Annotated in this window: 11 protein-coding genes and 1 pseudogene; 11 read left to right on the top strand and 1 reads right to left on the bottom strand. The window is 45.2% G+C overall.

The genetic code is table 11. From position 1 onward, the window contains the following. Window positions 1-117: 117 nt before the first annotated feature. The 8 genes and pseudogenes from Q0081_RS26335 to Q0081_RS26300 form a co-directional block, all read left to right on the top strand. A pseudogene (locus Q0081_RS26335) lies at window positions 118-846 on the top strand (family 43 glycosylhydrolase); the annotation flags it as partial. A gap of 82 nt (window positions 847-928) precedes the next feature. Further along, window positions 929-2,467: an acetylxylan esterase gene (locus Q0081_RS26330; RefSeq protein WP_298360671.1), complete on the top strand. Its 1,539-nt coding sequence runs from the start codon at window positions 929-931 to the stop codon at window positions 2,465-2,467. A 133-nt stretch (window positions 2,468-2,600) separates the two neighbouring features. Beyond that, the gene (locus Q0081_RS26325) at window positions 2,601-3,170 is read left to right on the top strand and encodes a twin-arginine translocation signal domain-containing protein (RefSeq protein ID WP_298360669.1); all 570 of its coding nucleotides are present in this window, start codon (window positions 2,601-2,603) and stop codon (window positions 3,168-3,170) included. A gap of 39 nt (window positions 3,171-3,209) precedes the next feature. Next, window positions 3,210-4,106, top strand: coding sequence for an MBL fold metallo-hydrolase (locus Q0081_RS26320; protein WP_298360667.1), 897 nt, complete (start codon window positions 3,210-3,212; stop codon window positions 4,104-4,106). 24 nt (window positions 4,107-4,130) lie between these two features. Continuing rightward, entirely contained in the window at window positions 4,131-4,922 is a 792-nt protein-coding gene (locus Q0081_RS26315; RefSeq protein ID WP_298360665.1) for a cupin domain-containing protein, read from the top strand. Window positions 4,923-5,036: 114 nt separating this feature from the next. After that, the gene (locus Q0081_RS26310) at window positions 5,037-6,179 is read left to right on the top strand and encodes a glycoside hydrolase family 5 protein (protein ID WP_298360663.1); all 1,143 of its coding nucleotides are present in this window, start codon (window positions 5,037-5,039) and stop codon (window positions 6,177-6,179) included. Window positions 6,180-6,250: 71 nt separating this feature from the next. After that, the gene (locus Q0081_RS26305; RefSeq protein ID WP_298360661.1) at window positions 6,251-6,472 is read left to right on the top strand and encodes a pentapeptide repeat-containing protein; all 222 of its coding nucleotides are present in this window, start codon (window positions 6,251-6,253) and stop codon (window positions 6,470-6,472) included. A 448-nt stretch (window positions 6,473-6,920) separates the two neighbouring features. Further along, window positions 6,921-7,325, top strand: a complete 405-nt coding sequence (locus Q0081_RS26300) for a cofilin family protein (protein WP_298360659.1) — start codon at window positions 6,921-6,923, stop codon at window positions 7,323-7,325. Window positions 7,326-7,377: 52 nt separating this feature from the next. Here the strand turns inward: Q0081_RS26300 and Q0081_RS26295 are convergent, their stop codons facing one another. Continuing rightward, on the bottom strand, window positions 7,378-9,180 hold the full coding sequence (locus Q0081_RS26295; RefSeq protein WP_298360657.1) for a tetratricopeptide repeat protein: 1,803 nt from the start codon (window positions 9,178-9,180) through the stop codon (window positions 7,378-7,380). A 977-nt stretch (window positions 9,181-10,157) separates the two neighbouring features. Here Q0081_RS26295 and Q0081_RS26290 point away from each other — a divergent pair. The 3 genes from Q0081_RS26290 to Q0081_RS26280 all read left to right on the top strand — a co-directional run bounded on the left by Q0081_RS26290 (window position 10,158) and on the right by Q0081_RS26280 (window position 11,638). After that, window positions 10,158-10,334: a hypothetical protein gene (locus Q0081_RS26290; protein WP_298360655.1), complete on the top strand. Its 177-nt coding sequence runs from the start codon at window positions 10,158-10,160 to the stop codon at window positions 10,332-10,334. Window positions 10,335-10,376: 42 nt separating this feature from the next. Beyond that, a complete protein-coding gene (locus tag Q0081_RS26285; protein WP_298360653.1) occupies window positions 10,377-10,589 on the top strand; it encodes a hypothetical protein in 213 nt (70 codons plus the stop codon). A gap of 194 nt (window positions 10,590-10,783) precedes the next feature. Further along, window positions 10,784-11,638, top strand: a complete 855-nt coding sequence (locus Q0081_RS26280) for a hypothetical protein (RefSeq protein WP_298360651.1) — start codon at window positions 10,784-10,786, stop codon at window positions 11,636-11,638. The last annotated feature ends 237 nt before the right edge of the window (window positions 11,639-11,875 follow it).

The raw sequence follows: 11,875 nt of genomic DNA, 5'->3' as shown, positions 1-11,875 counted from the left end.
TTAAAGCGAGAGCCGACTGAAATGAGTTTGGCTCGTAAGCGAAAGAAAGCCGCTCGCGACGATGCTTACCTTAAAACCCTGTTAAACCAACTTAACACTTGATGCAATCACCCTACACCTGATGCCGCCTATAAAAACGGAACGTATTATCTTTATTTTCCCGTAAAAGACAAAGAAGACATTTTTCGTATTGGTGTAGCCACGAGCAAAAAGCCCGAAGGTCCATTCAAAGCTGAACCGACCCCCATCAAAGGCAGCTACAGCATGGACCCTACCGTTTTTCAGGATACTGACGGCAGTTATTACCTGTATTTCGGAGGAATTTGGGGCGGTCAACTCCAGCGTTGGAAGGGCAATACCTATTTAGGAAAAACAGCCAATCCTAAAAAAGGCGAAGTAGCCCGACTGCCGCGCATGGCTAAGTTTGCTCCCGATATGAAAAGTTTTGCGGAAGAAGTAAAAGAAATCAAAATCGTGGACAGCAACGGTAAGCTGCTTACGGAAGACCAAAACGACAAACGTTTTTTTGAAGCGGCTTGGGTGCATAAGTACAAAGGCAAGTACTATTTCTCTTACTCCACCGGCGATTCTCATAACATCTGCTATGCCATTGGTGACAATCCTTATGGACCGTTTACGTACAAAGGAATCGTGCTCGAACCCGTCGAAGGCTGGACCAATCACCATTCTATCGTAGAGTTTAAAGGAAAGGGGAGCGTCCCCCGATGGTATCTATTTTACCACGACGTGCAACTGTCGGGCAAAACGCATCTCCGCAACGTAAAAGTGACAGAATTGAAATATAATCCCGACGGGACTATTCAGACGATAGACGCGTACAAATAACCAACAGTAGTATCCGTCTGATAGTCTTACTTGATGTACCGAGCAAAAGCATAGAAAATACCGAAATTTCAATTCTCTGAAAATGAAAGCTTTAAAACAACTCCTACTCTTTAGCATTCTTCCTTTTTCTACTTTTGCTCAATTTGGCCTCACGGCTGCCCAACGCGACAGCCTCAATAAGCTCACCACCGCCGACCATTCCAACATGAAGCAGCAGTTGGGCATCAAAACCCTGCGACCTGGCCCAAGCGGCAATGAATCCGCACCTAATCAGGCCAATTACGACGAATCAACGGCCAACCCCTGCCCTGCTTTACCCGATATACTTACGTTGAAAAATGGCAATAAAGTAACCTCCGCCGATGTGTGGTGGAGTCAGCGTCGCCCCGAAATTATTGAAGAATTTGAACGCGAAGTGTACGGCAGACTACCCAAAAGCATCCCAAAAGTAACCTGGAAAGTAGAGGCCGTTGACAATGAATTTGTGGGACGTATTCCTGTAGTGGCCAAAAAATTGACAGGACATGTGGACAACAGCGGCTATCCTTCCATCAAAGTGGAGATCAACATGATGTTGGTGGTTCCTTCCAACGTAAAAGGCCCGGTACCCGTGTTGATGATGTTTGGTCGCCCGTCTTTCCCCTCCCCTGCTCAACCCAACAACGACGACTTTGAGAAAATCAACGCGGCTTTCAAAGAGATGCTGATCAAAAGCAATCCCGAAATGAAAGCTATTTTTGATAAATACCCCGCTTACAGCCCTGTTTCTCGCGCATCACTTCCTAATTTTTTCGCCCCGCTTCCCACCGGCGATTCCCCGGGTAGCGAGCAATTATTAGCTGCCGGCTGGGGCTATTGCACCATTGATCCTACAAGTGTTCAGGCGGACAATGGCGGCGGACTTACAAAAGGAATCATTGGCTTGGTCAACAAAGGTCAATACCGTAAAACCGACGATTGGGGTTCGCTCCGGGCTTGGGCGTGGGGTGCCGCAAGAGGATTAGATTATTTAGAGACCGACCCCGCCGTAGATGCTAAAAAAGTAGGCATCGAAGGTGTTTCCCGCTACGGAAAAGCGGCTTTGGTGACCTTGGCTTTTGAACCGCGTTTTGCTATAGGCTTAATTGGCTCATCAGGCAAAGGCGGAACTACCTTGCACCGCCGGGTATTTGGTGAAGCCGTCGAAAGCCTGACGGGCAGTGGCGAGTATCATTGGATGGCAGGAAATTACTTAAAATACGGCACTGAAGAATCTGGTTTTGGCAAAAAAACGGGCTGTGATTTGTCGGTAGATTCTCACGAATTGATTGCGCTTTGCGCGCCGCGTCTTTGCTACGTTAGCTACGGTATCCCTGAAAAAGGCGATGCTAAATGGCTTGACCAACAAGGCAGTTACATGGCAACGATTGCCGCTGGAGCAGCCTATAAACTCTTGGGCTCAAAAGACTTAGGAGTATCAAACGATCCCCTGAAAGAAAAAATGCCGCCCATGCTTACCTCTATGCACGACGGACAACTGTCTTGGAGGCAACACGGCGGCGGCCACACCGACCAACCTAACTTTCAGCATTTTATCCCTTGGGCAAGCAAGATGCTGAAATACGAAAGAGTAGGACAGTAATACATCGAACCACCGCGTTGGCGTACCGATAAGAAATATAAGGCCATATAAGTTTCAAAATAGCTGATAGATAACGTCTTATATTTACTTATATGCCTTATATGGTACCCCTCCCATAATCTACCTCTTCAACATGAAAACAAATCGCCGGGATTTTATTAAAACCACAGGCTTTGGGGCCGTGGGTTTAGGAGTTTTGTCGTCTATTGACCTATTTGGCAAAGACATCATCGCCTCGCTTCCCCGCAAAAGTCCTGAATCACAGGGGGTAATGTCATCGCCCCTGATGAGTAAATACAGCGATAAAGTGTTCAATGTAGAAAAAAATGCGTTTGGCCTTACTCAAATCGGCTTTGGACTCTTTGAAGATGCGGGTGTTTTGCGCGTCAACTACGGCAATGGCGTGGAAAAAGTGGGTTTTGGGTGGGAAAAATGGAGAGCAAATCCCAATAAACGCAAAAACCCTTTCTCCGCCAATTCGATTGTGATACCTTCTCGTATCGCAAGCACCGCTACTTGGCTCGATGACAACACATTACAGATCAATTTTAAGTTTGTGGACCAAGTACACGGCGATAAACTCACCGTCAAATTTGAGGGCAATAACGTGACCGTAGCCTTGCTCAGCAATATTTCGGAAAACAACAAAAACAGTCCCGAAAAAAAAGAAGTGATAAAAGGAATAATGGCCAGAAATTCATAAAACAGAAGCCTAAGCAACTCACTAAACCCATTACCAAACATGAAAAAGACTCTATTCTTACTGACTATTCTTTTAAGTTTCAGAGTGATGGCCCAGCCCAACATTGAAACTGCCTCTATCAGCACCATCAAAATCAAAAACCACATTCATTTGCTCCAATGGACAGGGGCGGGTAACATGATGTTACTTTCGGGAAAAGACGGTAATATTTTGATTGACGACCAATTTGCCCCTTTGTCCGAAAAAATCAACACAGCCATTCAAGCCGTCAACAAAGGGCCGGTTAAATTTCTGTTCAATACCCACTACCACGGCGACCATTCGGGAGGCAACGAAAACTTTGCCAAAATGGGCGCGACCATCTTTGCCCACGAAAACGTCCGCGCACGCATGGCAGTCGATACAACCAAAATACGGTTCAGACAAAAACCCAAGCCTACGCCCGAATCCGCTTGGCCGGTGATTACGTACAAAGAAGGAATGACGCTGCACCTCAACGGCGAGGATGTGCTCCTTTTCCACGTAGACAATGCTCACACCGACGGCGATGTGCTGTTTTACTTAGTACAAAGCAACGTTTTGCACACCGGCGACTGCTTTATGAAAGATCGGTTTCCGTTTATTGACAACAATTCTGGCGGATCGGTGGATGGCTGGCTCAATGCCGCAGCACGGGCGCTGACCCTCATTGACGACGAAACCGTCATCATTCCCGGACACGGAGATTTGGCGACCAAAAAGGATTATCGGACCGTACGCGATGCCGTGATGGCGCTTCGCGATGCCGTCAGGAAAGAAGTAAAAGCCAACACCTCACTGGATGGAATCATTGCGAAAAACCTCACCAAAGAATATGACACCACTTTTGGCAGCGGCTTTATCAAAGGGGAAGCGCTCATTCGGACCATTTACATTGAGCAGGTCAACAAACGATAACGGATTGAGTAAATCAATACAACCATGCTAAAGCTACTTTTCTCCCTATTTCTGGTAAGCCATCTTGTTTTTTCGCAGGCCACTGAGCCCGTTACTTCCAAAGTCTACAAATGGCCAGATTTGGAAGTGGTAAAACGAACAAAAGGCGAAGCCCGTCCCATTTTGGAAGGGACAACGCCTCATTTCAAGTTGTTCAAAGTACACGCCACGACCGTCAATCCCAAAAGTAGAATGCGCGACAGTGAGTATACCCAAGAGAATGAAGAGCTTCTCATTATAAAAGAAGGGGTGCTGACCGTAACTGTAGAAGGCAAAACCAAAGAATTGAAGCCCGGAGGCATTGCCCTCATCATGTCGGGCGATAAACGCAGTGTGGTCAACAACACCGATACACCCGTTACGTACTATGTTTTTCAACTCAATTCAGTCGCGCCGCTTGACATTGAACGCGGCAAAACCGCGGGCGGTTCGCTGTTGCTCAATTGGGACGAAACCGAATTCAAAGGCCATGACAAAGGAGGCAGAAGGAATTTTTTCGACCGCCCAACGAGCATGAGCAAACGTTTTGAAATGCACGTAACGACCCTCACGGGCAATTGGATGAGCCACCCCGCGCACCGCCACCCGGCCGCCGAGATTTTGTTGTTGGTCAATAGTCAGGAAGGCGAAGCCGATAGCCAAGCCAAGGAAACCATTGATGGCGTATGGCATGACTCAAAAGTGGGTGATATTATTTTCCTGAACTCAAACGTCCCGCACGGTCTTCAAAACACAAGCAAAAGCTCGTGTACGTATTTTGCTTTTCAGTTTGAATGAGGGTTCGTTTTGGACACAGAACGGTCCGCCGTCGCGGTGGCACAGAGCGGTCCGCCGCAGCAGTTAAACACTGAGTAACTCTGTGTCCACAAAAATGATTGAATACTATAAACAATGGAAAATCGCATCAATCGCCGCACATTTATCAGAAACAGCTCGCTGGCTACGGCCGCCCTATCAAGCGAAGGGTTGAATTTTGAAGGTAAGAAAAAGAACAAATTGCCTCAATGGAAAGGCTTCAACGTCCTTGATTTCTTTTCGCCCGACCCGGCCAAAAGTCGCCCACAAACGCCCGAACTATATTTCAAATGGATGGAAGATTGGGGCTTTGATTTTGTCCGAATTCCGATGGCGTACCCGGCCTATCTGAAATTTGACCGTTCCAAAAACATCCGAATCGACGAAATCAGAAACATAGACACCCAAATGACCGACCGCATTGAGCAGTTGGTCTATTGGGCACAAAAATACAATCACCACGTTTCGCTCAATCTCCACCGCGCGCCGGGCTATTGCATCAATGCCGGTTTTGTGGAGCCTTACAACCTGTGGACCAACGAGCAGGCGCTGAGCGACTTCTGCTATCATTGGGAATTTTGGGCGAAAAAATTCAAAGATACATCTTCCAAAAAAATCAGTTTTGACCTCCTCAACGAACCGAGTTGGCGCGACGACATGAACGACCAATTGGGCAAAAAGACCAAGTTAGAACCCGAAATGTACCGCAAGCTGATTTTGGCGGCCTACAATACCATCAAAGGCGTGAACAAAAAACACCTGATCATTGCCGATGGCAATAATGTCGGTAATGATGTGATTACGGGTATTTCCGATTTGGAAGTGGGCCAAAGTTGCCGAGGCTATTCGCCTTCCATTATCTCGCATTACAAAGCCTCTTGGGTGTACAAAGACCCGGAGAGCCTGCCCGTCCCCGTTTGGCCTGGACAAGTGGGTGATCAATACCTAAGCCGCAAAATGCTGGAAGACAAATTCCAACCTTGGATTGACCTCAAAAACAGTGGTACGGGTGTTCACTGCGGCGAATGCGGCTGTTTTAACAAAACGCCTCATAACGTATTTTTAGCATGGTTCGGCGATTTGCTTGGCATTCTGAGTGAAAACGGAATTGGCTTTGCGTTATGGGAATTTGACGGCTCCTTCGGCTTGCTTAATTCCGGAAGAAAAGACGTTGACTACGAAAATTTTCAAGGCCAAAAACTGGACAGAAAGCTGCTGACGCTTTTGCAGAAAGTGTAGAGACCCCTTTGGGAAACTAGTAGGGCGCAGCACTGCCAAGCGAAGCGTTATTCGTGGGCAATAGAAATAACATGACAGCACAAGATTTATTGGCGGCATACGCCGCAGGTGTAAGAGACTTTAGCGGACGCCGCCTTAGCCAACAAGCCAACCTTAGGGGAGCCGACCTTAGCGAAGCCTTCCTTTTCGGAGCCGACCTTAGCGAAGCCAACCTTAACGGAGCCTTCCTTAGCGAAGCCAACCTTAGAGGAGTCAGGCCTGAGGGGGTCCTTGATGGAGTCATAGAGCCATAAGGTAGCCTACCCCCCGTCTGTGGCTGTATTTGAACAGCCATTAAACCCGCCCAACGGTTTGCATGCTCGCTTACGCGGCCCATGCCCGACGCTCAAAGCCAAGGCAGGGCAGCATCCATGCAACCGTTGGGCACAACCAAAAACAAAAAGGGGCATCACCCGAACACCCCTCCGCTTTGATGCTCCCAATTAGTTGGATAGCTTTCGCGTTCATTCAAGCTTAGGGAGACTTGAGGGTCGCTTTTTAAGGCCCCAAAATAGCCCAAAACTGTCTGTCCCCCCAATTTGTACATACTTTGTACATGAGCGCAATTTGGATACACCCTCTGGAATAGGGTACTTTTGTCGCAATCAATTGTAAAAGCGGAAGTTCCTGAACCCGCCCGTTTTGGAAAAAGAAAGGCGCAACCAAAAGCTTACAACGCGATAAGCGTAAGCAAAAATGAGTATGATAAGTCAAAACATCATTGACAGCTATAATTCGATGATAACAAACCATGATGCAAGTGCATTGCTTTTAACACTGGATAGCAATAATCGGGATGTACTATTGCTTAGTAAAGCAGATGTCAATACCTCTTACCAGGATATTGTTGCTCAATTGCCAAAAGATGACCTGGTATTTCTTATTGTGCCTTTTAATTATGAAACCCATGAAAAACCACCTCTAAAAACAGTGAAAATTTTACTAATCACGTGGATTCCGGAGGCTACGCCCGTCCGGAGAAAAATGTCGGGTAAGATGATTAAAGGTGAGATACAACAAGCTTTTGACGGACTCCAAAAGGATTTGACCGTAAGTGATTTCGACGAACTTGACTATGGTGTTATTCGCAAGCTGCTGATAAAGTGATCTTAATGCCTCAAGTTGTGACCAAAAACATCACCACTACGTGGTTGAAGCATTAGGTTAGGACTTGAGGCATTGAAAACAACGCAATAAAAGTTTCCAGATTCTCGGAGTTGTCCAGCCCCAGTTTTTTGCGTAGGCGGGTACGGCCACGGTAAACACTTTCGACTGAAATGCCCGAAATATCAGCAATGCTTCGGCTGTCGACGCCAATTTTGATCAGAATAAAGAGGCGTATATCGGTACCGGAAATCAGGACAAACCTTGCCCTTAGGCGCGAGATGAAATCAGGAAATTGGGTTTCGAAGGACTGCTGAAAAGTCAACCAGTCTTTTTTTGTAAGCATCCGTATTGGTGCATCCAATGTTGAGGAACCCGTTTTTTGTTCCAGGGCCTGAATAAGCTGGTTTTTTAAGGCCAACAAATGTTGCGCTTCGCTCAATTCAGCATCTTTTTGGTTGAGAGACACACTGACCCTTTCCAGGTACTGTTGTTGTACCACCTGCTGGTTTTCCAAATCCCGTCGTTTCTGGCCTTGGCGATGTGACAAGATCAATACAAAGCCACTCCCGATGAGCAAAGAACAACCCAAAAAGACAAGCAGAAACCGCTGATTGTTGCGGTTTTTTTTCAGATTTTCAATGTGCTTTTTTTGGTAATCGAGCGTACTGTAAGCTTCTATTTTTCCCAGCGTCCGGTCTTTTTCAGGACTGAAAAAATCGCTGAAACAGCGGGCACCCATTTGGTGGTGGTACAACGCCTGTTGATACTGGCCCCTCAGTGAGTAAAGTTCAGCAATCTTGTGGTGAATCTTTGCCTGGTTGGATTGTACCGGACTCAGGGTCAGTGCTTGTCGGTAGTAATGCATCGCGGAGTCGGAGGAGCCTAACAGCTGCATACAGTCGGCAATGGCGGTTTTTATCTCCGCAATTTTAAGCCCGTTGGCATTTTCAAGGTTGCCAGATTCGGCGCGTTTCAACATCGGCAATGCTTCCTGGCATCGCCCCAGCATAAAAAGGGTTTTGCCAAAGAGGTACTGGCCGCTGGCAGTGTCATGCTTGATTTGAAAGGCAAGCCTTTGGGTTTGGGCTTCTTTTAACAACAAAAATGCAGAGTCGGGCATGTTCAAGTTCAAAAAAATTGTTGCCATTCTCTCTTCGACGATTACTTCCTGCCCAGGATGATCAAATTCTCGAACGTAATGGAATGCTTTTTTACTCCAGTACAGTGCTTTTTCGTATTCCGCACAGGAATTATACACATAGGACAGTTGAAGCATGGTCTCAAATTTCCGCACTTGATGAAAGAAATCTGATTTATCCTTCAAAAACTCAAATACTTCATTGAGTATTTCAATGGCAATGGGGTATTCGCCTTTGAGCAGGTAGCATCGCGCCATATATCGTCGGGCATCGTTGGCTCGAAAGAGCTGACCGCTGAGCTGGCTTAGTTGATAGCTTTCTTGAAAACGAACCAATGCATCGTCATACTTCCCCGAAGAACAGAGTCTTGAACCAAAGATCAGTTGTACAAAGGCATGTACATTTTTGTCCAATAGGATGGAATCTGCTGTGGTGAGCCAGGTATCAGTCGAGCCGTCGTCGGGTTTTTCCGGCAAATGGTAATAGAGGCCTTCTAGGGCAAACCGCCACCATTTTTTAGGAACAGTTTTTTTGATGTCCTGAAAACAGGACGCTGGAAACAGGGCATGCTGGCCTTTGTCAAGGTACTTGTTGATCCATCCATGCGAAAGAAACGCTTCAGCCGCAGGTTCGATGTCATCTTTGGTGTAGTCATTTGACTTCAAAACGCATGAAACAAACAAGATGGACGAAAGCAAAAGGACTATCTGCTTCATTGCGGTGTGCTGTTTAAGTAGTTGTCCACATTAAATCAATCAAACATTCTGAATCAGCATTTTCGTAAAAGTCAGGACAGTTTATAGCCGCAAGTTCAGCCATTTTCCTTCCGCATCCTTTGCGCTATAGAAAAACACCACAAAGTAGCATGCTTTGGTTTTATTTTCATAAAAAAATCCAGTAAATTTGCGGGATTCCGAGGACTTGATGATGATGTTATATCGCAGCAAGAATTTTAATGCGTTTGCCCTGTGGGCATACCCACAGGGATACGTTGCTTTGTAGGGAAAATGGTCACGTGTGGCAACTCAAACAAGTTTGATGCATTTGTCAATTTGAAAAATCACCTCATCTGAATTGTGCCAGATGGGAGCTGTATCAGAAGATGCGGTGCAGCATCCCTCTGGGCAAAAACAAAAAGGGGCACTACCCGAACACCCCTCCGCTTTGGTACTCCCAATTAGTTGGATAGCTTTCGCGTTCATTCAAGCTTAGGGAGACTTGAGGGTCGCTTTTTAAGGCCCCAAAATAGCCCAAAACTGTCTGACCCCCAATTTGTACATACTTTGTACATGAACGCAATTTGGACACACCCTCTGGAATAGGGTACTTTTACCGCAATCTGTAAAAACGGAAGTTCCTGAATCCACCCGTTTTGGAAAAAGAAAGGCGCAACCAAAAACTTACAACGCGATAAGCGTAAGCAAAAATGATTATGATATTTCAAAACATCACTGAACTTAAGAACGAAGCCAACCTTGACGGAGCCAACCAAGATGGAGTCATAAGGTAGCCTCCCCCCTCCCTATGGGTGTATTTGAACAGCAACAATCCCGCCCAACGGTTTGCGTGCTCGGTTACGCGGCCCATGCCCGGCGCTCAAAGCCAAGGCAGGGCAGCCTCCATACAACCGTTGGGCACAAAACAGAACCGTTTAACAGTTTAACCATTACTAACAATAAAAAACAGAAAGATTATGGACGATCAAAACAAACCGCACGTGATTATTGAAATTGGCTCAAGCTATGTGAAGGCTGGCTTTGCAGGTGAAGAAGGTCCAAGGGCTGTATTTTCCAATGTCGTTGGCAGACCAAAAGCTCCGGGCATTATGGTCGGCTCTGCGCAAGAGGACTATTTTGCTTACTGTAAATAATCTGTGCAAAAATGATTAAATTCAGGAAAAAACTATACTTATATGGCAACGATGAAAATTATCCTCACAGACGATTTAGGAGTAGGAATAAATACACGGAGTTATGATTTAGGAAAAAGCCTGAAAAAGTTGGGAGAAATGGAGGGAAAAATAGAGGAATTACGCCCACAAATCTTAGGAGATTTAACGAATGATTTGCTAAGTTCGGCACAAAACAATGATAAAAAAAAGGGGTACGCGGCTATCAAAAAGTAAAAATAAAAACCATAAATGGGTCATTTATTTTTCGAGTAAGGAAATATGTAATAGATGGAGAAAGTACGAACTGGCTTCGAGTAAGTGATTCTGACTTATCGGCTCATTATGAAAGTGAGTTAGTTCGAGCCTATGGTCTTAAGTATGCCAGCTTATTAAGCTATGAAGAGACCTCACATTTATTAGGAAAGTTAATGGGCAATGATAGCCTAAGTGACCAACGTATTTTTCATCTTGTGGAGCAGTATTGCCAAGGGGTAAAACACCAACAGCAACAACAGATAAGTGCTTGTGAATTAATTGGATATAGTTGTGAATCAAAAAAGGTGGACATCTATGACCCGGCAGCTGCCGAGATAATATTTCTTTCCGACGGGGTTTGTGTAAGTGAGCAAAAATCTCTCAGAGATGGTATAAAAAAGAGCGGGAAAGAACGTACAACCACAGATATTATGATGTTACAAAGCAGTATATCCCATAAAGATACCTACAAGACCATCATTGCCTGTGAGGGGATTGATACTGTAAAGTTAGTACAATCGGAAGTGCTATTAGCTTATGGAAGTGAACTTAAAAGCCTGCCTATTGTGGCAATTAGCGATGGAGCCAAGAGTATTAAAAATGAAAACAAGGAAATCTTTGGACAAGGACTTGTACATATTTTGGATTGGTATCATCTTCAAACAAAAGTACATCAGTTAATGTCACAAATAGCCACAAGTAAAGCACTCAAAGAAGAGTGTAGTAGTTTGATTATTAACTATTTATGGCATGGCAAGATAATACCGGCCGTGCTTGTTTTGAAGTTCATGGTTGCCAAAAATAGCTTTAAAAGAGATGAATTAGTGGGGTATATAGAAAAAAATGAAGGCTACATCATAGATTATGACAGAAGAAAAACCGCAGGAAAGATAATTGGTAGTGGGCGAACGGAGAAACAAAATGACATCATTGTCTCAAAAAGGCAAAAACGAAGGGCAATGGCTTGGTCCCCAAAAGGTTCTCGAAATCTTGCCATCGCAACCGCATATTTCAAAATACCTGCCTAATATAGTTTGCACAAATTATTTACAGTAACATATTTTGTCATCATTGTTGATAGTGTTTTGAGTTTATCAAGACCCGTGACTACCTTATCAGTGGCACGCATGAGTTCTTTGAGTTATCGGACAATCCAGCGATTTTACGCTTTAAAAGACATCAATTGGCTTATGGTCAATTTGTTACTATTTAAGACTTTCCTTTACCAAGCGGATAAAGTTTATCTATTGGCTGCTGACGAAACG

The organism is Runella sp., assembly GCF_027484545.1.
In the GTDB taxonomy this organism is placed as follows: Bacteria; Bacteroidota; Bacteroidia; order Cytophagales; family Spirosomataceae; genus Runella.
Note: the sequence above shows the minus strand (reverse complement) of the source record. Positions and strands in the feature narration are given on the sequence as shown.

Excerpts from the sequence above, each read along its gene's own strand:
- Q0081_RS26285 (WP_298360653.1), top strand. The coding sequence starts at position 10,377 with ATGGCAACGATGAAAATTATCCTCACAGACGATTTAGGAGTAGGAATA.
- Q0081_RS26300 (WP_298360659.1), top strand. The coding sequence starts at position 6,921 with ATGATAAGTCAAAACATCATTGACAGCTATAATTCGATGATAACAAAC.
- Q0081_RS26320 (WP_298360667.1), top strand. The coding sequence starts at position 3,210 with ATGAAAAAGACTCTATTCTTACTGACTATTCTTTTAAGTTTCAGAGTG.
- Q0081_RS26315 (WP_298360665.1), top strand. The coding sequence starts at position 4,131 with ATGCTAAAGCTACTTTTCTCCCTATTTCTGGTAAGCCATCTTGTTTTT.
- Q0081_RS26310 (WP_298360663.1), top strand. The coding sequence starts at position 5,037 with ATGGAAAATCGCATCAATCGCCGCACATTTATCAGAAACAGCTCGCTG.
- Q0081_RS26305 (WP_298360661.1), top strand. The coding sequence starts at position 6,251 with ATGACAGCACAAGATTTATTGGCGGCATACGCCGCAGGTGTAAGAGAC.
- Q0081_RS26325 (WP_298360669.1), top strand. The coding sequence starts at position 2,601 with ATGAAAACAAATCGCCGGGATTTTATTAAAACCACAGGCTTTGGGGCC.
- Q0081_RS26295 (WP_298360657.1), bottom strand. The coding sequence starts at position 9,180 with ATGAAGCAGATAGTCCTTTTGCTTTCGTCCATCTTGTTTGTTTCATGC.
- Q0081_RS26330 (WP_298360671.1), top strand. The coding sequence starts at position 929 with ATGAAAGCTTTAAAACAACTCCTACTCTTTAGCATTCTTCCTTTTTCT.
- Q0081_RS26280 (WP_298360651.1), top strand. The coding sequence starts at position 10,784 with ATGGGCAATGATAGCCTAAGTGACCAACGTATTTTTCATCTTGTGGAG.
- Q0081_RS26290 (WP_298360655.1), top strand. The coding sequence starts at position 10,158 with ATGGACGATCAAAACAAACCGCACGTGATTATTGAAATTGGCTCAAGC.